This is a genomic window from Paenibacillus sabuli, from assembly GCF_014705605.1.
GTDB classification, from domain to species: domain Bacteria; phylum Bacillota; class Bacilli; order Paenibacillales; family Paenibacillaceae; genus Paenibacillus_D; species Paenibacillus_D sabuli.
On sequence record NZ_JACXIZ010000010.1, the window covers coordinates 148,115 to 169,985 of the forward strand.

The following is a 21,871-nucleotide window of genomic DNA, read 5'->3' on the forward strand; positions in this document are numbered from 1 at the left end:
CCAGCGCAATTCGCGGGCGGTTATCCCCCTGATCACGCATCCTCCTCGGCAACACCAAGCGACTTGTTTCGTTCCTTGAAAATGCTGTTGTGAGAGGATACCCGGGCCATCCCCCAGGCCTCCGGATCGATATATTTCTTGGCGCTGTTCACTGCCAGCACAGCATCGTTAAACGCCCCGGCGATCAACTTTACTTTAGCAGAAAAATTAACGGAATCCCCAGCGACAAATATTCCAGGAAGCTTCGTGGACATATGCTCGTTAACTGGAATATCCCATTTCCCCACCTCTATGCCCCAATCGATAATCGGGCCAAAATCGCCGCGAAATCCGTGGCTTATAATGACCTCGTCCACTTCCAGCCGCTCTTTTTCAATTCCCAATTGTCCTTCCTCGTCAACAGGAGCAAGCGATACTGCCGCTATAGCGTCACCGACCTCGTTGCCATGCAATTGAGTTAATGCATAGGAAGTACGCACATCAATCGTCGATTCGTACATCCGCTTTACATTTTTTTCGTGTCCGCCAAATTGCTCTCGACGATGAACGATAGTTACATGAGCCGCTATCGGCCCCAACTCATTTGCCCAATCGACAGCGGAATCGCCACCGCCGGATATAAGCACCCTTTTCCCTCTGAAACAATCCAGCTCCTGCACCGTATAATGAAGGTTAGTCACCTCGTAACGATCTGCGCCTTCAATGTCCAGTTTGACCGGCTTTAATACGCCATAACCGATTGCTAGAATGAGCGTGCGAGTATGATGACGCTCCCCGTTGATTGCTGTCACAATCATCGTGCCGTCGTCCAAGCGTTCAAGGTAGCTTATCTCTTGCCCGAGGACAATCGCAGGATCAAACGTCTTCGCCTGCTGGATCAATTGACGGATCAATTGCTCACAGCGGATCGGCGTCACACCGCCCACATCCCAGATCATTTTCTCGGGGTAGAGCAGCAACCTGCCTCCCAGTTCTTCTTTCGCCTCAATTAACTTCACCTTCATATCACGCATTCCGCTATAAAAGGCCGAGTATAATCCTGCCGGGCCGCCGCCAATAATCGTCAAATCATATAAATCCAATTCCATATTCATACACTCTTCCTCCTCTTAATCTATCTATCTATCTGGCGCCACTTGGATACTTGCGCTTTCTATGTCCACATTGTACAATTCATATCGTTAAGAGGCCTGCGCCGAATACAAGCGGGCATAAATACCGCTGTGCCGTAACAGTTCCTCATGCGTACCGACCTCCGCGATGCCCGTTCCCTCCAACACCACGATCAGATCAGCATGTCGGATCGTCGACAACCGATGGGCAATCACCAGTGTCGTGCAATCCCTGGATATCTCATCGAGCGCCTGCTGAATCTCCTGCTCCGTCTTCGTATCCAGCGCCGAGGTTGCCTCATCCAAGATAAGAATCGGCGTATTGCGCAAGATCGCTCGCGCAATCGAGATCCGTTGCTTTTGGCCCCCCGATAGCCGCACACCACGTTCTCCGACGATGGTATCGTACCCTTGCTCCATCTGCGCAACAAAGTCATGGGCCTTCGCCGCCTTCGCTGCCGCCAGCACATCTTCGCGCTTCGCATCTTGCCATCCGTATGCGATGTTGTCGTACACCGTTCCGTCAAACAAGAACGTATCCTGCAGCACCATCGAGATGTTATTGCGCAAGCTGTTCAGCGTCACATCCCGTATATCGATCCCGTCCACCATAATTGAACCTCCTTGCGGATCATAGAACCGATTCACCAGGCTCGCCAGCGTTGTCTTCCCGACTCCCGTTGTCCCTATCAAAGCTACCGTCTGACCTGGACGCACTGTCAAGTTCACTTGTTCTAACACCTGTGTGCCGTCCTGGTACGAAAACGATACGTTGCTAAATGCGATCTCGCCTTGCACACGCGAAAGCACGGTCGCATTCCGCTTCTCCTGAACCTCCTCTTCCTCATCTAACACCTCATACACCCGGCGCAACCCCGCCGCGGCACGGCCGGCCATTTCCACTAATCCCGAGAACGAACGCACCGGACCGTAGAACATCCCCAAGTACGCGATAAAACCGACAATATCCGCAATCGTCGCTTCTCTGGTGCTGATCAAGCGTCCGCCAAAGATTACAACCAGCACCGTGCCTAACGCTGTCACCAATGCCAACACTGGAACAGACGTTTCGTAATATTTACTTGCACGCAAATACGTCTTCGCATGCTTCATCGCCAAGTGGTCCACCTTGCATTGTTCTTCTGCCTGACGGTTGAAGATTTGGATCTCCTTCATCCCCGACAAGTTCTCCTGCACTTTACCGGAAATCTCCCCGCGCACCCTCGAGTTCTCCCCCCACAACGGTGCTAAAAACTTGCTCTGCCACACGGTAATCGCCAGCAGGATCGGAATCGTGACCAAACTAATCAACGCCAGCTTCAAATTGATCGCCATTAGCAGCGCCCCGACCCCGAAAAACGTCAACACACTGACGACAAACTCCGGGATCGCATGCGCGATGAAAATTTCCGCCTCCATCGCATCATTGACCGCTCGTCCCGTCAAATCTCCGGTGCGGCTGCGGTTGAAATAACGCAGGCTCATCTGCTGGTACTTGCGGTACAACTGTTTCCGCAAATCCGCCACCACATGCAATGCGGTGTAGTGGTTCATATACCCCGACAAGGAGGACCCCGCCGCTTGCAAGGTGGTCGCACCCAGCAGCAATAACCCAATCGTTAACGCCTCTGCGGCAAAGTTTTCTGTGCCTTTGGTCGCCAGTTGGGTTAACGTACGCAAAGCCCACGGCAAGTAAAAGCCCGCGGCCGTTGCGATCCCCATTCCCAGAAAACCAAACGCATAATACTTCCAATACGGCCTTGCGCTTTTTAACACGCGCCATGCAATCTTCATGTCGCTACCACCTTCTGTTTTTGCATAGTTCGATGTGCAGACTCCCCACGCAGCAGTTGATACGTCACATACACCGGGCGTCCCGTGCGGGGCTCGTGCATAATATCCGCCTCTATGCAGGTGATGACCCCCGACACCTCGCGTGAGGATCAGCGCTGTATACGCCATGCAGCGCGTTCGACTAATTCTCTTTGGCTAATAAATAGAGAAAATACGGCACACTAATCACCGTAATCACAATCCCCGTCGGTACATCGCCGCCCAGACTCATCGTCCGTGTAATCGTGTCCGCCAAAATGACGATCAGGCCGCCGGCTAAACTGGCTGCTGGAATCAGCAACTTGTGATCCGGACCGACCAATCTCCTTGCCATATGCGGGGCGATCAGACCAATAAAGAAGAAACTGCCGCCGAGCGCCACACTTCCCGATGAGAGCGCCACCGCCGCGACCGACAACCCGAGAAACTCCGGCTTCACCGCCAACCCTAGCCCTTCCGCCGTCTGGTTCCCCAGATGAAGCGTATTGAGAATTCTTGCCTTGTAAAAAATATATGCTAGCAATATCAAAATCCACGGAGCCAGGATCGCAATGTACCGCCAGTCATCGCCCCACAGGCTCCCCGCCAACCATCGCAGCATGAAATCCATCTGTGAGTCATCGAGCTTGAGCGTTAAGAAGGTCGTCAGCGCCCCGTAGCCACTCCCCAGCGCTACACCGGTCAAAATCAGGGCAATCGGCGAGAGTTCTCGTCCCCGCCGATACGATAGCAAGAAAATCAGCGCAGTCGCCATCATTCCCCCGACAAATGCCAGCAGGGGCAACGCAATAAAGGAACTCGCCCCTGCCGAAGCCATATAGACCACAAAGAACAACACGAACAAACCAGAACCTGAGCTAATCCCCAGCGTTCCCGGACTTGCCATATCGTTGCGCAGCAAGCTCTGCATCACTACACCCGCTGCTCCCATGCCCATGCCGACTAAAATCGCTAATACGATGCGTGGCAAACGAAAGTCAAACACGATCAGATTCTGCCGCTCCGTACCGTTGCCCAGCAGCACATTGAATACTTCCATCGGCGATAAATTCATTTTCCCGGCGTTCACACTGATCACAGCGAAGACCGCAATCAACACCAACAGCAGCACATTGATGAAAATCCCGCGCTGCACGGTAAATCGCTGGTTGTTCATTCGAACTCCCTCCTTTGCTTCCGAGCCAAAAAGAGAAAGTACGGCACCCCGATAATCGAAAAGATAATCCCTATCGGCGTCTCAAAAGGCTTGTTGATCAAACGTCCAACCAAATCAGCCGACACCGTCAGCAACGCCCCATAGACCGCTGCTGCCGGAATGATGTAACGGTAATCGACACCGACTATGTAGCGCACGATGTGAGGCACGATCAGGCCAACAAAACCGACCGGTCCGACAACCACGACTGCAAGACCGGTCAACAGCAACACAATAACTGTAGAGAGTCCCTTGACGAGCCCGCTACGAATTCCCAACCCTCCGGCGACCTCTTCACCCAGGCTGAGCACTGTCACCGAAGGCGACAATGCCAATGCTAACAGTACCCCGCCGACAAAGAACGGTGAAATCAGCAGTAGCTCCCCCCACTTTGCTCCAGCGGTACTGCCCGCGGTCCAGAACGCCAGAGCACGACCAAGATTGTAGTTAATCGCCAAATATTGACTAAAGGCGCCAAACAACATCGAGATCGACAGTCCGGCGAGTACCAGACGCTGTGGAGTCATGCCGCGCTTGCCAAGTGAAGCAATGAAATAGGTCATCCCCGTCGCCAGCGCGGCTCCGAGGCAGGCAAACAGCATCATCTCACCGTACGTGTATCCCGGCATAAACGCCAGGCAAAGTGCAATCGCAAAGGCTGCGCCTGAGCTGATGCCCATTAGACCCGAGTCGGCCAGTGGGTTGCGCGTCGTGCCTTGCATAATCGCTCCGCAAACCGCAAGAGAACAGCCGACAATAAGATCGGCCACGGTGCGCGGCAGGCGAAGCGTTTGAATAATGTGATGATCAGTGAGCATTGGATCAAAGTGGAATATAGCCTCCCATGCAGTCGCTAATCGCATGTCGGCGGCGCCGAAGCTAATCGACGCCGCCGACATTAGAACCGTTAATCCAAGCCCGATCGCCATGTACATTGTAAAGGTAACCGCGCCACGGCGCTTTTGTGCAGGCTTGCTTCTCATAACGATATCCTTTCCATACGTTCAAGTTCAAGTTAACATGGATACGCGGAAGACATCTACATTCAGGATATGTTTTAATCCAGCGAACGAAGCAATTCCGTTATATAGGATAGTTGCGCAGTCATGCTCGCTACATCGGCGAAGAAAAATAAACCGTATTGCTCTTTTGGAACCGTCACAACATGTTGATTGGACACGGCGGGAATACTGCTCCAAAATGCTGTCTTCTGATATTCCGATTCCATCTGAGGATTTTCAATCCAGATTATATAATCGCCGAAATACTGATGAGCGACTTCATAACTAAGTATGTTCCCATCACCCTTTAATAATGACGTTACTTGATCGGGAAGAGTCATCCCCAAATATTCATACAACACTGTTCCACCTCGTGATTCTGTCTCAAATGCAATGCCTGCCCATTCGCCTGTAGCCCCCCAGTCCTGATTGATCGTGAACGTTTTACCGTTAAATCGCTCACTCGCAATCAATTTTTTGGCGTCTGCAAGCTCTGCTTCAAACTCATCAATCAGTTGAAGTGCCTTATCGCTACGTCCGGTAGCCTCTCCCAAAAAAAGCAGACGCTCCAACGCCGACTTTTCATCCCCTGTAATCACCAGAACCGGCGCGATCCCCTTCAGCTTCTCGAAGTCCTCCTGTTGATAGGTCACGATCAAGTCGGGATCGAGCGCCATTATCTCTTCAGGCTCCCACTTTTCAATAAAGGGGATATACTCTAGTTGTTCCGCGTAAGGTAATTTTTTGTATGAATCATTTTTAAGACCGATTGTCGATCCCACTACATTTAATCCTAACGTTATGACGTCTCCCGCATACCAATTCACTACCACGCGCTGCGGATCAGCAGGCACTTCAACATCCCCCATGACCGTGCTCACAGTTCGTGTGCGGGCAGCAGCTTCCGCTCCCTTCGACCCAGAATCGGCGGTGGTTTGAACCTGTTGGGTTGGCGTCGGCACCTGATTTGTCGCTCCCCCAGTATTTGATGGCGTTGCAGACGTACATGCCGATAGCAACAGCATCAAACTCATTGCCGCCGCCAATATCATTTGTTTGCTTCTTACTTGTCCAAACATGGTGTACTCCCCGTCTCTTTGAGATTTGGCTAGGTTTTCTAGTCCTATCTCATTGTAAAGATGATGATAATCATTATCAATTGTATAACCCTGCATCATGACCACTAATTTTTTCCGGTAGTCCCCCGGTGAAACTTTATAGTACTTTTTGAACATCCGAAACAACGTATTTTCATCAACAAGACCACATCCATTGGCAATTTCCCTAATTGTTGCAGTTGTATTCTCCAATTGGTGTCGAGCGGCTTCCAGCCTCTTCATAGTTAAATACTCCTGCAGGCTTTGGCCTTCTCTTTTTTTGAATAGCCTTGTCAATTGCCCTCCACTAATCGCAAACATACCCGCAATTTCCTGAAACATGATCGGCTGCGTATAGTGTTCATCCAAATACCGTTTAGCCGATATCACGGGATCTGGTTGAAGAAACATTGCCTGTTCTTGTTCCAAATCTTCATAAACTTCATACATGGATTGGTAAAACAAGTTTTTAGTGTGAAAATGATTAAGCGCTGTTGCACGTCTCCAACTGTCCATCATCTGTTCAAATAAATGAATCAGCCACACCGGATTGCTCGGCGCATATCCAAACTGCTGCACAAATGGATTCACCTGCTCCAGCAAGCGCTGCAAATCCCTCTTGAAGAAGTGCGGCGTCTCAGCCTTATACAACACCATGTAACTTCTGAGTACCGCTTCTTCAGGAGTGATACTCAGCATCGTTCCCTTTCCGCCATGAAATAGACCAAACCGCTCCATTGCAAAAGCTGTTTCGTTTAGTTGAACATGAGCGCTTCCACCGTAAGCATAAACCAGCGTGCTGCTCGGCATTTTATATTGCCTTAGCGGCTGATTCGGATAAATGGTTTGGTGACGCACATCCATGAATGAAATAGAGGAACGTGTCCATATATATGCCATTTTTTCGACCATCTCTGGTGTGAATACTTGATTGTTCCCTTCTCGCATCTGTCAGCACTCCTTTGCAAAGCCACTTACTCTGTATCGTAATCTAAATGAATTTGATTATCAATCTCATAAAGATGAAAATGACTACTACTTTGAAAGATCGGAGAACGATTGGACGCCTCCGGCCATTTAATCCAGTCGTTCTATTTGGTTTATACCGACTCACCAGGACCCGTCAGACGCAAGAAATGCCCGTACAGAAAAAAAAACTGCCGCAAGGACAGTCCAAAAAATAAGCTTTCCGTATAGGCCCGGATCTCCCGGTTAATTCCCACTTCTATCTGCCTCACTCCCAAGACAGTGTTTCCTTGCACCCAAAACCCGGTTCATCGTTCATCCATTGATTTATTTACAAAATACTTGACAGACCCGTTTAGCGGGTTCGCTCACTTTTCGGTTTGAAGGCTACTGGAACTTGATTTCTGCAATAATACGGATAGCGAAGACGCATAGCCCCAAACCGTTGGCTCAACGGCGAATCATGAGCGCCACTGATGCTCGTATGATAGGGCGAGCATCGTTATTCGTCTCGACGAATCCAATCGCCCCTGGACGCGCTCCACGCGAGCAATTGTTCCTTTAACTGCTGCCTGCGCGGGGCATAGGCTTCCAGCCTCGCCACATTCGTCATTTCCAGCGGGTCCTGCGACAGATCATAGAGCTCTTCTTCATCACGGGGATCGAAGATGTATTTGAACTGCTTCGTAATGACCGCGCGGCGGATGTCGCCGATCCGCTGGTTGCCGGAATACTGGCTGAACATCGACCGCTCCGGCAGCGGGGCCTCCCCGCGCAAGACCGGTAGCAGCGAGATGCCGTCCGCCTCCTCCTCCGGCAGCATCTCGGGTCTGCCCAGCCAGTCCAGTATGGTCGGGACGATGTCCAGATGCGACACCAGTTCGTCCACCGTTCGCGGCGGGCAAGAGGGCGCTTTGATGAGCATCGGGACTTTCACAGCCGGCTCGTACATTTCCATCTTCTGATACATATTATGCTGGCCGAGCAGTTCCCCGTGATCCGACATGAATAGCAGCATCGTGTCGTCGTAGATCCCGGCACGCTTCAATGCCGCCAGGAGCCTGCCGATGCAATCGTCCGCCAGACGGGTCAGACCCAGGTGGGCCGCCCACGTCTGCCGCCATTGCGGAGGGCTGATCCCCTCCGCAAGCCGGGCCGCGGCTCCCCTCCGCCGGTTCGCCGGCTCGCCCGCAGCGACTGCGCCTACATTCGCGGGCAACTCCAGCGCATCCGGATCGAATAGGGAATGGTAGGGCTCCGGGACAGCCAGCGGAGGGTGGGGCGCCCACAGATTCACGAACAGCGCGAACGGCTGATCGGCACGGGCCGCGGACTCATCGACGAATCGAACCGCCTCGTCGGTATAATATACGTCCCGGAATAACGTCAGCGGATGCTCCCACACATGCGCATGAGCGCTGGAGTATTGTCTCTCCTTGTATACGCCGCCGCACAGCTCCTCCACCTTCGTCTTGCCGCGCGGATGCTCCCGGACGGCGGCTCCGCCGCATGCGACATAGTCCGTGTAATCCCGCTGATCGATATACCGCTCGAACGAGACGCGCTCGTTCAGCTCCGGCTGCACCCGGATATGATTCATGCCGAAGTGCCCTACGCTGTACCCCGCCTCCGACAACATCTGATGGATTGGCTTATGATCTTCCCCGGGGTTATCCTCTCTCCCATTCAGGACGACACCGGTACGCGTCGGATATTTCCCGGTCGCGAGCGCTGTCCTGGCGGGCACACAGAGCGGTGTGCTCGTATACGCCCGACTGAAGACACAGCTCTCCTTCGCCAGTTCATTCAGATTCGGAGTAACTTCGATACCGCATTGCTTCATCTGCAGCGTATCTGCTCGCTGTTGGTCGGTTGTAATGAAGACGATATTCGGCTTTTTCTTCACCATTGCTATTCCCCCCGCATCCTCACTATTATGGGTACACCTCACCCGCATCCTTACTCCGGCTGCTGCATAGTCAGCTTGATATAGTCTATCGTCAACGCCAGTCCCGCGCTCTCTTCGTGCTGGCCGATCAGTGTGAAGCGGAGGATCTTGTCACCGGCGACGCCCGGCGATATCATCGGGAGATCGTCGATGACCGCGGCTCCCTCCGAAGCGGCATACAGATCGATCGGCTGTCCCAGATCGCCTCCGAGCGTCCACAGTTGCACGATCCCCTGATCTGGCCCTTTGCGTACGCCTAGCTCGATCAGCTGTGGACCTGCCTCCATATGCGGCACGAATTGAATGTAATCCTGCACCTGCTCGCCATACAGCCGCACGCCTGCACCGCCGCTCAGATTCGGATCGTGCACGATTTCATACTGACCCTCCGGCCACGACCCGCTCACGACCATATCCTCGAACTCCAGAAGCACGACGCCCGGCTCCGGTTGCGCCGCTCCATCGGTCACTTGTACAGTGATCGTGTCGCTCGCTGTGATTCCCGCCGCATTTTCCAGCTCTGCACGATATTCGAAGCTGCCAGAAGGCTTGCCGTAGATCTCCGTGACCGCCTGCTGGCCGGTGGGCGTATCGTCTCCCAGCTCCTGCGTATCAATCAGGATGTCGTCCTCATACAGCCGATAGATTGTGCCGTTGGTCCCCCACCACATATTCATCGCGATGGCGTAGCTATGGTCTCCGTCCCAATTGTCGTGTTCCAACACCGGTCGGCCCGGCTCGGCGTCGGTTATGGTCACGTGATGGGGCTCGCATACAGTCGTTCCGAAGCCGTTGCTCAATTCGCAGGTATACGTATATGTCCCGTTTTTCCGGCCCGTTATGTCCACGCTCACCGCTTGGGCATGTGGCGATTCGTCCGCCAGCACTCGCGTGTCGATCAGCGCTCCGTCCTCATACAGCCTGTATACGCTACCATTATTGCCCCACCACATATTCATCGTCAACGAATAGCTGCCGTCTCGCAGGCCGGTGCCATGACCGCTGTTATCACTCAGCACCGCCCGCGCCGGCGCACCTGTGGCGAGCGGCGGCACGGCTTGAATCGCGATGCTGCCCGTCACGCCCGAGCCGTCGTTCGCAGTGGCCGTCGCCCTCACCTCGCCTGCCGCATGGAGCGTCAACTGGCCGTCCGGATCGATCGACGCCAGTTCCGTCGCCTCGCCATTGCCCCCCGTCACCGACCAGGTAACCGACGGATTCGTTGCCGCGGCCGGCTCGACATGGGCTTGCAGCCGCATGCTGGTACCCGTCGCCACTGTCGTCAGCGGCGCTGCGACCTCGATCCCGCTCACCGGCTCGACGCCGTCATCGGTCGTGACCGTCAAGACGGCGCTCGGCGGCGACAGGTGGGCTCCGTCATCCTTCGCTCTCACCGTGAACGCGTAGCTCGTATCCGGCAGCAGATTGACCACCTCGAAGTCAGTCTGTCCGGCCGTCGAGCCGACCACCTGCGCCCCGTTATAGATTAAATATCCGTTCACGCTGCTGTCCGGCACCGCATCCCAAGTCAATTGCACGCGTGCATCCGTCACGGACGTTGCGGCAAGTCCGGTCGGAGCGACCGGCGCGACTCTGTCGATTGGAATTGTAGTGACAGGCACGCTGTAGTCATAATTGACGCCATTGTCGCTGACTGTATTGCCCGCCCGCTTGATCCCGCTTCCTGCCTCCAGCTTTAACCCGCCGCTATTGTGCGTGATGGTATTGTTGTATAATTCCGAGTCGTCCGGATTGCCCGGCGGAGAATCGTTGACCCCGTCGTCGCCGGCCAGGTAGATCCCCCAGGCATCCGCGCCCGTCAGACCCGTGACCACATTGCCGCGAATAATCGTGCGCGGCGCGTGCCCCAGATAGATGCCCGCCCCTGGAGAGCCAATCGCGGTATGGATCGTATTGCGCTCAATGAGCGTATCCGGCGTACCATACATTACATCGATGCCGACTTGTCTGGCGGCGGTATTCGTTCGATTGAACTGGCTGATCTCGTTGTCATGGATGTAGTTTTTGCGGCCAGTCGCATCGTGCGTACCCCCGAGATGCCCGAGGGAGATGCCGCCTCCCCCCGCTCCCGGGCCCAGTTGACCGGAGATCGTATTGCCGTACACTTCATTCAAGTACTCGTCTTGCCCGTGCATGTCTATGCCGGCGAGCTTGGTAGTTGCAATGGTATTGTTGCGAATGACATTGTTGTGGGTATAGCTCATCAGTAGAACGCCATGTCGTAAATGCGGACCCTGAAACGTATTATTCTGCACGACATGATAGGCGGAATCGTCCGGCAGTCCGTTTTTGTCGATTTTCATCGTCCCGCGGATATTAATGCCGTAGCCCATTCCTCCTCCGCCATTGTTCGTCGCATTTCTGAACAGGGAATTCTGGAGCACGACATCCCGCGTATTCGCAAAGCTGAAGCCGTGCTTCTTGTATTTCTCGACAATCAGCCGATCAACGGTAATATTGTAGGTGCTCGTCGTTCCGTACAAAAAATGCACGCCGAAATCAGGACCGCCTGCGTCCGGATTCGTCTGCGTCCCGACGGGATAATTACGGTCCCAGGTGGAGGTTACCGTAAAGTTCGTCAGCAACACGTCGAACACATCTCGTCCACGGATCACGGCGGAGTTCGCCACATTGTCGAAGTTGGACTTGAGCACCACCCCAACCTGGCTCTCTCCCCGCAAGTAGACGCCGCTCTTCATCAGCAGGTGAGTCTTGGCGTCGTTCGGATGCGCGGTGTTCAGGTTGTAGGTGCCCTCGGGAAAGAAGATCTCGTCCCCGGGCTGCGCATCGGCGATCGCCTGCCGAATGATCGCCGCGTCATCGCTGCCGTTGTCCGCTGGGTCGGCGCCGTAGTCGGCAACGATATCGATCGTGTTCGTCGGCTTGGGCAAGCTGTGAATGGGGCGCGGGCTACCGTCATTGTTATACAATCCCGGCGGCGGATCATGATCCGCCATCGCACTCGGCGTCGCAATTGTCGCCAGGCACGCTGCTGTTAACAAGAGCGTCCGCCACATGCTTCTCCTATTTTTGCTCATCCGTATCTCCTCCTATATGGGCCGCCCTCAAGCGGCCCTCCCGGATTCTAGCGATTACTGACTGGTATAACGGTCGTACGCCTGTTGATAGATCGTCACGTATTCTTCCACATTCATCTGCTTCAATTGCTCCGCATACGCGTTCCATTCAGCCTCGATATTCCCGTTGAATATCCACTGCGCCAGCTTGTCTTCCACATAGTTCACGATGTCCGACTCGATCAAGGCGAGCGTCTCGCTCTCTTCGTTCGACAGCAGCATGCCCGGTAAGATCTCCTTGGACTGATAAGGCCGGTACAGCTCTAAGAGCTCGAACTTCTCCGCCTCCGCCGGATTCGGAACGACCTTCTCCAGCATATCGCTTAGCAGAATCGGTACAGCGTTCGTGCCCGGCGCATCCGAATGCCGGAACTGCGGATTTGTCATCCCCTCCGGCTTCGGAGCGAAGTCGATCGTGCCATCCTCATTTCTCACCAGATTGATTCCGAACGGCCCCCAGAATGCCTCCATGCTGCTCTCTTCCGTCAGCATCTGATCCATCCACGCCAAGGAAGCTTCAGGATGCGAGTTGGCCCTTGTGATCGCAAAGCTGCCGATGGCCACCCTCGGCTCCACCCGATTCCATTCCTGGCGGCCAGCCGGCCCTTTCAGCGGCGCAACGGGGATATATGGCGATTGCTCCACCGACCCGAATCGACCTGTCACGTTCCAGCCGAACCAGACGCCGATTAGCGACTCCTCGGCTTCTATCTTGGCATTGTACACCTGGTTGTCTTGTGTAAACACTTCCGGATCAATTAGCCCTTCCTGATACAACGTTCGCATGTAATTCGCGTATGTCTTATACCCCTCCGTCATCGGCACGAAGACCAGCTTGCCGTCCTCGATCGCGATATGCTTGTGTTGTTGTTGATCGATAGGCCCGAAGGACCCCGACAAGGAGGCCGCGCTTTGGATGGCGCTCTGATTTTTCGCATTTTGGTAACGGAAGCTCATCGGGAGCTCATCCGCCTTGCCGTTGCCGTTCGGATCTTGCGTCTTGAACGCTCGCAGCACGTTGTAGAGCTCCTCCGTCGTCTCCGGTACGGCCAGGCCCAGCGCATCCAGCCATTCTTTATTGATGAACATCGCGTCCGGAGCCGTATTGACCATCGATTCATAGATGTGTGGAATCGTATAGATGTGACCGTCGGCTGCTGTAATGACCTTGCGAATGTCCGGGCGCTGCTTCAATATCTTGTTGAAGTTGGGAGCATATAGTTCAATCATGTCGTCAATCGGAATCAATTGTCCCTGATTGATCATCCGTAACATATCGTCGTTTTGGAGGATGCTTGCGCCATAAAAAATATCAGGTAAATCATTGCTTGAGAGCAGCAAGTTACGTCTTTCTACCAAGGAGGCTTGCACCGCCAGATCCCACTCGATACGGATATTGGTTTTTTCCTCCACATTTTTAAAGAAGGCCATCTCGTTGTACGCCTTGGCATCCGCATGCCGATTGGCAAAAGCGGTCAATGTAATCGGCTTCTCAAGCGGGAATGTCACCGCCTCGCGCAGCGCCTCCTCATCGGCCGGCTCCGGCTGCACGTTGTCCGTATCCGACGACGAAGGCGACGCGTCCTGCTTCGTGCAGGCGGCAGCCATCAGCATGGCGCCAATCAACACGACGAAGAGCAACGTCCGAACAGTCTTTCTTTTCAACATTCCAACTCCCCTTTTCATTTTGTAGCACGACTCGACCTACCCTTTAATGGAACCGATCATGACGCCTTTTACGAAATATTTTTGCAGGAACGGGTACAAGACCAGCATCGGCAAGCTGGCTACGATCACCATGCCGTACTTGATGGACTCCGCCAACTTTTGCTGCTCCGCCGTATCCTCGAAGTATCCCCCGCTCATGTCCGACGACTGGCTCTGGATCAAGATCTCTCGCAGCACCAATTGCAGCGGTTGCAATTCCCGGTCCCGCAAATAAATCAGAGCCGGGAAGTATGAATTCCAGTGGAACACCACATTAAACAATACGATGACCGCAATAATCGCTTGCGACAACGGCAGTACCATCCGGAAGAAAAACGTCGTATGATTGCAGCCGTCGATTGAAGCCGCCTCGAACAGTTCCTCCGGTATCGTCGCTTGAATGAACGTCCTGGCAATAATCAATTGATACACCGATACCGCCGGCAGCAGGACCAGCGCCCACATCGTATTCACCATCCCGAGCTCTCTCACAAGGAGGTACGTCGGGATTAAGCCGCCGCTGAAAAACATCGTAAACGTAATGGCGAACATGATGACGTTGCGACCGATCAAATCCTTGCGCGCCAAAGCGTATGCCGCCGTAATCGTCAAAGCGACGCTGATCGCGGTACCCAGTGCGGCGTACACAATCGTATTGCGATAGCCGGTCCAAATATACCCGTTAGAAAAGATGCGCTCGAAGCCGTCGAAATTCAACCCCTTCGGGTAGAGCCATACCTCGCCGCGACTGACTAAATTCGGATCGCTGAAGGCCCCGATCAGAATAAAGTAAAGCGGGTAAAGCACGATCAATGTGACGAGAACGAAGATCAACATATTGACGATATCGAAGAGGCGGTCTGCTCTGCTTCTGCTCCATTGTTCCAGCCCGGTTCCCTCCCTTCTACCATAAGCTAGCCTGCCTCGTTCGTCTTGCAATCGCATTCACAATGACAAGCAAAACAAAATTGACAAGCGAATTAAAAAAACCGATGGCTGCCGAGTAGCTGTACTGCGCGCTTTGCAAGCCGGATTTGTATACGTACGTCTGGATGACCTCCGACGAAACCGCATTGAGCGAGTTTTGCATCAAAAACGCCTTTTCAAATCCGACGTTCATAAACTGTCCCATATTCAAAATAAGCATAATCACGACCGTAGGCAGGATGCCCGGTATGTCGACATGCCGTATGCGCTGTAGCTTGGTCGCACCGTCAACGACGGCCGCCTCATGCAATTCGGGATGAATGCCCGCCAGCGCAGCCAAATAGATGATGGCGCCCCATCCTGCGTTCTGCCAGACGCTGGACAAAACAAAAATTGGCTTGAACCATTCCGCACTCCCCAGAAAAAAAACGGGTTCTCCCCCGAATCCGACAATGACATGGTTGAGAAGTCCGGTGTGCGGCGAAAGGAAGATGTACAGCATCCCGACCACAACGACCAGTGATATGAAGTGCGGCGCGTACGTAACCGTTTGCACAAACCGTTTGAATTTCGAGCTTGTCAGCTGGTTGATCAGGATTGCCATCGCCACCGGAATCGGAAAAAGGAGCAATTCATACAAGCCGATCACCAGTGTGTTTTTAATAACGAGCTCGAATTGATACGAGCGAAAAAAACGAATAAAATGGCTCCATCCAACCCATGGACTTTCCAGGAAACCTTTGACCGGTTGATAGTTTTTAAAAGCAATCTGAATCCCGTACATCGGCCCGTATTGAAACAGAGCAAAGTACAGGAGAGTCGGCAGCAGAAAGACGTACAACTCGTACTGCCGGGTAAGCTTACGTCTCATTTCATTCCCCCTCGGTTCGTAGACACAGGTTGTCGGTACGGCAGCGATCGCACTCTGAGTATGACAGCACGCGCGCCCCGCCATCAATATGTGATTCAGGAAGCGGACATGCGACAAGCCCGAACCGACGATATGCAGGCGCCACGCATATGGAATATGCAAAATCTCCGGCGCTGCCGGAGATTTTAGCGTCTTTCTTCAATTATCGCGCATGCAGCCTGCGGTATTCTCCCGGCGTCAATCGGACCTCCTGCTTGAACTTGCGGATGAAGCTGGACGAATCCGAGAAGCCGACCGCCATTACAACGTCTTGAATTCGTTTGTTGGTCGTCCGCAGCAATTCCTTCGCCTTCGCCAGTCTCATTTCATTCACATATTCGCTTACCGTCTGTCCCGACCGTTCCTTGAAGTAGCTGCTCACATATTTGCTCGACAACGACAGGTGCTCCGCCATTCGTTGTACGGAAAAATCATAGCTGCAGTAGCGCTGACCGATATACTCGTAGATTGCCTGCAGCAGCTTGTCAGCATCCTGCGAAGGCGTGTCTTCTATAGCGGCCGACAACTGTGCGCATACTTCTTCGGAAATATCCATGACCGTCTGTTCCAGCTTGTCGAATGTTTCCAGATCGGTCAGCGACAAGACGCCGGGCAGCACGACCGACTGCAGCCGGTTCGGCTGCACGGCGATTACCGTTTTCAGCAACGTATTCACAACCTCGTAGCACAGCGATCTGGCCATGAACAAGCTGCTGCTGTTCCGCTTGATGTTATCCAGACAAGCCTCCACCGACGACAGGATCGCTTTTGTGCTACCTTGCTTGATTGAAGCGGTTAGCAGCTCGAGCTCCTGCTGCGGATACCAGGTGATCGCCGGTTGATCCCGATCGATCTCACGATACATAATAACGCTGTGATTGCCTTTGATCCACCGATGCTGCAAGGCGGTAGACGCCTCGAAGTACGACTTGCCGATGTCGGACAGCTCCCGATACGGATTGCCCAGCCCAATGGCAACCTGAACGTTTGTCCGATTAAACACCGTAAGATGGCGGGACTCCCAGCCCGCCCTCGTACACGCCTCTGCCGGCTCTGAGACGATTAAAGCCAGCTTGTAGTGCTCGAATATTTCCACATAATAGCCTTCTTCTTGTTCCGTCAGTACCGCCAACCATTGCTTGGCATAATCGCTCGACAAGAAAGCCTCGTTAACGCCACCCGGGTCCCATTGCAGCACGATGACGTAATAAGACGCGCTGCGCAGCGTCATACCCGCTTCCACCGCGGATGCGTTAAACATCGCCCGACTGTCAAATTTCCCCTTTAACAAGCCTCTGGCAAAATACTGCTGCAGCGCCGGCAGATTCAACTCTCGCTGCTTGTCCAGTCTTCCCTTTACATCCTGAAATTGAAGCTTCAACGCTTTTACAGGGTTGTAATTCATATACATCATTGAATAGACGATTGCGCTGCCCAGAACCAAAATAAGAACGAAAATAACCGTGGACCGCTCTCTTAATTTACTGATCGGGCTCATCAATTGCTCTGCCGACACGAATCGGATGAATGTCCAGCCCGTCTCTCCCGAATGATTGGAAGCAACGATCAGCCTCCGGTCTCCGTCCTGCCATGGCTGAACCAATTGCTTGCCACTCTCGGGCAGCAGCTGTTCCGGCACGCCCTCGGCGACATAAGAGGTATCAGCCATCGACATGACGACTCGCCCTCCGGCATCGAGAATGACGACATCGCCGCCTTCCTCCCCTACCATCGGCGCGAACAGCTCGCGTACGCTTTGCTCGCGAATCGTAAATACTGCCGTGCCGTATGGAGAAGCGCTGTTATTCGGAATCGGGACCAGATACGTCACAACGTTTTCGTTCCTTCCGTCGATCACGGCCTCTTCCGAAGGGCGCAGGACGGGATGCTTCAATTCATTGATATCGCTCGCAAATTCAGAATAGCTCCAGTTTTTATACGCATGCAGCTGATAATAGATCGGCAGCGTATACGTCGTCCTGGCCGAATACATATAATCGGTATTTCTGACGTAATAGGTCACATTATAAAAAAATTCATTGTCCGTTGTATAATTCAACAATTTTTGCGAGCGGTATACATGATAAAACTCTTGCAGATAGTGCGGGCTCAGCTCTTCCTCCGCGGCAATTCTGGCAGCCATGTTGTAGGTCTCGTTTATGTTGGACTCGATGATATTTTTCATTTGGTTCAGATCGTTCAACGCAGAGCCGTACACCTGCTCGGTCTGCACCCGCTCGAAATGAGCATACAAAAAAAACCAGACGACCAAAAAGGGCAGCAGGAGAACAACCATATAGGAGACCAAAAATTTCGCAAATGTCGGTGTCCTGCTTTTGTTCAAACCGGACCGCCCCTTCAAAAGTTTTATAAGATAGCGCTTTCTCTTTCATTATCCCATACTTTTGGCCGCCGCGTAAGCATAAAAATAGCCCCTGCCTAATCAAAATAGGCAGGGGCAGATCTCAACGCGGATAAGGCAGAAGCGCGCCCAGAGCCGCATTGGCCCAGTAGTCGAAGCCGTCGAAGCCGTATTCGTGGCTGCGAATGTAGCGCCGGAAGCCCTCGCCTGGCCGCGGGTCCCAATCGATCGCGCCGCCGCGCTCCGTATTGCGGGCCGCGGAGCTCGGACCTTCGCCGTTGCCGTTGCATGCGCTGATCCGGTAGCGGCAGACGGGCGCGGGCGCGGCAGCATCATTGTCCTCATACGCACGCGCGGTCCCTTCGTAGACGAGCGTCTCCCCGTCGGTCCCGTCCACGCTGCGATACAAGCGGTAGCGGCCGGCGCCGAGCACCTCGCCCCAGGAGGCGCGAATGCCCCGGTCCGTGCGAGCCAGCCTGAGCCCCTCCGGGGCAGGCGGAGCGTCTGCGGTCGGACAGACCGGATACGGCGCGCTCCACTCGCCCGCGGCATCGCCATGCACAGCGCGCACGCGCGCATGGAGCTTGACGCCGTCCGCCAGACCGCTCAGCTCGCAAGAGCAGCCGCCGCCCTCCCAGGCGGGCTGCCAGCTCCGACCGCCGTCGCGGCTGAGCGCGACGGCGTAGCCACTCGCGCCCGCGGCCTCTGCCCAGTGCAGCCTTACCGCGCCGCTCGCCGATTCGCTGCCGGCGAAGCTCGTCGCAGCAGGCGTCGCTGCGCTATCCGTCCATGCCCAGCGGCAGTCGCCCGCTGGCAGCTCGAACACGACCGCGCCTTCCGGCTCGCTCCTCCGCTCGAACGGCACATCGGCGCCGTCCGCCACCAATCGGTACGACTCGTCCCGCAGGAGCGGCGGCAGCGTCAGCCTCACGCGCAGCGGGCTCGGCGAGCTGCTGCGGCCGTGCAGTCGGCCGCCGGCGCATTCAAAGGCGAACCCGCCCGGCGCTGTCTTCGTGCCAGCCGCATACACGGCTTGATTCAGCGATGCTTTCGTGGAAGCCGCACGCACGGCTCGATTCGACGACAATTCTATGCCTGCCGCATGCCTCTCTCCACCCCACGAGGTCTCGGAGACAGCCGCTTGCACACTGTCGTCCGGCGATACCGCTCCAGACTGGGCCGCAGCATCTCCTTCAGCTGACCAATCGCCAGCGGAGTCGAGCCTCGCCGGCAGCAGCTCGGCGATCACGCCGCCCGCGCCGATCCGCGTCCCTTCCAGCAGGGCCGCCTCGAACCGGCTCTGTCCATACATCCGTACGATGCCCGCACGCCCGTCGAAGCACAGGCCGTCGCGGTCGGCATGGCGGATCGGCGAAGCGTCGCGGAACACGTGGTCGATGCGGCTGCCCAGCTCCACGATCGCCCCGTACGACGTCCGCCGCACGTCGATCACCTGCGGCTGCCACCGCTCCCGATGGGTGACGATCGTCAGGAAGTCGCCCTGCCCGTCGTAGTAGACCCCGCGCGAGCCGTCGGGATAGCCATTGGACCCGCGGCCGCGATACGTGCCCGGCAGCATCGGCGCATGATCGATCGGCGCGGCCGGTACGACCGCCGCCGCCGGGGCGCCTGGCTTGATCTGATAGATGCCCGGCATCGGATCGTCCTTGTGGTTGAACCAGGAGAAGCGCCCCTTCACCCGCATATCCGCCACTTCGTCGTAGATGACGATATAGTCGTTGCCGGAGAGGATGACGCTGCGCGAGCGATAGCCTCGTCCGCCCTGGGGCCCGGCCAGCAGCTTGGCATACTGCGCGCATCCGAGCGTCTGCAGCGGTACGGTCAGCTCGTTGCGGCCGATGCCGCGGTATTCGTGACCGCACAGCACCCCGAAGGACGTGCTGCCCTCGCCGGTTCCCATATTGTCGTCGCCGACATCCTCGGGACGATTGTAGGAATAGCGCTTGCCTTCGGCGTAGTAATAAATGTTGCCGTTGCCGCCGTCGCTCGCACGGCCCCAGCGGTAATTGGGCCCCTCGTCGATCTGCTGCAGATAGACCGATAGCTCGCTCGGGGTATTCGCCGCGCCGCGCAGCACATAGCCATAGCCCGTGAACTTGCGCGAGCGCAGCTGCGGCGGCGTGCCGGTGTTGTCTCGCTGCGGACCGGACAGCATCTGCCGCCATACGTCGCCGCCGCTCGATTCGAAGCCCTTCGAATCCACCGGGCACACCGACAGCAGCTGCTCGCCCAGCAGCGGATCGTAGCGCAACAGCAGCTCCCCCAGCACGCGCAGCACATACGGCGGATGCTGCGGATCGTCGTGCACGCCGGAGTGCGCGCCCTGCGGCGGATACGAGCGTCCGCCTGACAGCGGCGCGCTCAGCGTCCCCAGCAAGTAGCGGCCGAGCGCCCGGAGATTCGGATGGAGCAGCACGTCCGCGCCATGCGCGCGCCGCAGCACCCACGCGGTGCGGACCAGCGGCACGAGCGCCGCCCAGACATAGCAGCCGAGATTCTCGGTCCAGCGTCCGCCTTCGGCGCCCCAAGCCTCGACGCTCGGGCGTGTGTGATACTTCAGATTGAGCGCGAACGACTGCTCCACGTCCGCGATCCAGCGCGCAGCATGCGGATGATTGGGGAACAGGGCCGCCATATAGCCGGGCACCGCCTTGATATCGGCGAGGAAGTTCGGATGACCGGCCAGCATCGTGCGCGTCGGCATCAGGTTCTCATCCTCCCGCATGTAGGCCATCATGGCGCTCGCCGCCTGGGCGCGACGGAATTGCTCAGGCGTCATGTCCGCGGCGGCCAGGTCGAGCATCGGCAGCCAGGAGGCGAACTCGCGGCTCGACACCGGCGCCGAATCGACCGGCCGGTTGAAGCTGTAGGACAGCTCATCCAGCATCGCGTCGATATCCGACGGCTGCGGGCGGCCGTGACGGGTGAAATACCACCAGTGCGTCGGCTCCGGCAGCGCCCCTGGATCGAACAGGCGCGGGTACGCCTCCCGCGGCTCGTCCCAGGCGAGCACCCAGTCCTTGACCTTGTCCAGCGGCAGATAGGCGTGCCACAGGTACAGCTCGTCGATCCGCGACTCGAAGTCGGCCCGCTGACCGCCGGGCGCTGCGCCCGATGCGCGCGGCTCATCCGCCTCGGCATACAGCGCGACGATCGTGCTGCGGCTGCCCGACGCCAGCGGGTAGATCCAGCTCAGCCGCGGTATAGCCTCGCCCATATCGCCGGTCGCGCCGATCCAGCCGCCCGCTCCGGCGTCTCCGGTCGCGCCGGAGCGGGCAGGTGCGCCCGATTGAAGCGCTGGCGGGAAGGCCTCGGCCTGCGACGCAGACGACGCGGTCGGCACCTGGAAGCGGAAGCGGAGCGCCAGCGTGTCGGAGGAGCGCCAGAGCGCATACTCCCCATCCTGCCACTGCGCCGCATCCGCGGCAAATACGCCCGCCGTCACACCGCGCTGCGTATCGGTGAACGCGGCGGTCTTGCAGCGGTGCCAGGAGCGCCAGCTGTCGAAGGGCAATACCGCGAAGGGCAGCATGCCGTCCGGCTCGATGTACGCCTGCGCCGCCTCGTCGCCCCGATAGCGGGCATAGCGCCGGTCCGGCTCGAGCCCGTCCCAGACGAGCTCGAGCCGAGCCGCCGTCGCGGTGCGCGGCACCATCGAGGGCGCTGCTGCGGCCGGCGCCGGGGTGCTGGCCGC

The 21,871-nt window shown here is 56.0% G+C and carries 12 protein-coding genes; all 12 read right to left on the reverse strand.

Annotated features, from left to right (window positions below):
* Positions 1-32 precede the first annotated feature (32 nt).
* Positions 33-1,094, reverse strand: a complete 1,062-nt coding sequence (locus IDH44_RS04225) for an NAD(P)/FAD-dependent oxidoreductase (protein WP_190915000.1) — start codon at positions 1,092-1,094, stop codon at positions 33-35.
* Positions 1,095-1,181: 87 nt separating this feature from the next.
* Positions 1,182-2,906, reverse strand: coding sequence for an ABC transporter ATP-binding protein (locus tag IDH44_RS04230; RefSeq protein WP_190915002.1), 1,725 nt, complete (start codon positions 2,904-2,906; stop codon positions 1,182-1,184).
* 181 nt (positions 2,907-3,087) lie between these two features.
* Positions 3,088-4,101, reverse strand: coding sequence for a FecCD family ABC transporter permease (locus tag IDH44_RS04235; RefSeq protein ID WP_190915004.1), 1,014 nt, complete (start codon positions 4,099-4,101; stop codon positions 3,088-3,090).
* Entirely contained in the window at positions 4,098-5,123 is a 1,026-nt protein-coding gene (locus tag IDH44_RS04240) for a FecCD family ABC transporter permease (RefSeq protein ID WP_190915006.1), read from the reverse strand. The genes IDH44_RS04235 and IDH44_RS04240 overlap by 4 nt, the downstream gene beginning before the upstream one ends.
* A 74-nt stretch (positions 5,124-5,197) precedes the next feature.
* Positions 5,198-7,186 (reverse strand): AraC family transcriptional regulator, encoded by a 1,989-nt coding sequence (locus IDH44_RS04245; protein ID WP_190915008.1) that lies wholly within the window; start codon positions 7,184-7,186, stop codon positions 5,198-5,200.
* Between the two features lie 520 nt (positions 7,187-7,706).
* Positions 7,707-9,113: a sulfatase family protein gene (locus IDH44_RS04250; RefSeq protein ID WP_190915010.1), complete on the reverse strand. Its 1,407-nt coding sequence runs from the start codon at positions 9,111-9,113 to the stop codon at positions 7,707-7,709.
* Positions 9,114-9,163: 50 nt separating this feature from the next.
* Entirely contained in the window at positions 9,164-12,211 is a 3,048-nt protein-coding gene (locus IDH44_RS04255) for a right-handed parallel beta-helix repeat-containing protein (RefSeq protein ID WP_190915012.1), read from the reverse strand.
* A 54-nt stretch (positions 12,212-12,265) separates the two neighbouring features.
* Positions 12,266-13,918: an extracellular solute-binding protein gene (locus IDH44_RS04260; protein WP_190915014.1), complete on the reverse strand. Its 1,653-nt coding sequence runs from the start codon at positions 13,916-13,918 to the stop codon at positions 12,266-12,268.
* Between the two features lie 36 nt (positions 13,919-13,954).
* Positions 13,955-14,794 carry a carbohydrate ABC transporter permease gene (locus IDH44_RS04265; protein WP_223869360.1) on the reverse strand — a complete coding sequence of 280 codons (840 nt, stop codon included), beginning with the start codon at positions 14,792-14,794 and terminating at the stop codon, positions 13,955-13,957.
* Between the two features lie 67 nt (positions 14,795-14,861).
* Positions 14,862-15,839, reverse strand: a complete 978-nt coding sequence (locus IDH44_RS04270) for an ABC transporter permease (RefSeq protein WP_317890107.1) — start codon at positions 15,837-15,839, stop codon at positions 14,862-14,864.
* 118 nt (positions 15,840-15,957) lie between these two features.
* Entirely contained in the window at positions 15,958-18,138 is a 2,181-nt protein-coding gene (locus IDH44_RS04275; protein WP_190915017.1) for a helix-turn-helix domain-containing protein, read from the reverse strand.
* A gap of 121 nt (positions 18,139-18,259) precedes the next feature.
* Positions 18,260-21,871, reverse strand: a 3,612-nt coding sequence (locus IDH44_RS04280) for a hypothetical protein (RefSeq protein ID WP_190915019.1), incomplete at its 5' end; no start/stop codon positions are given.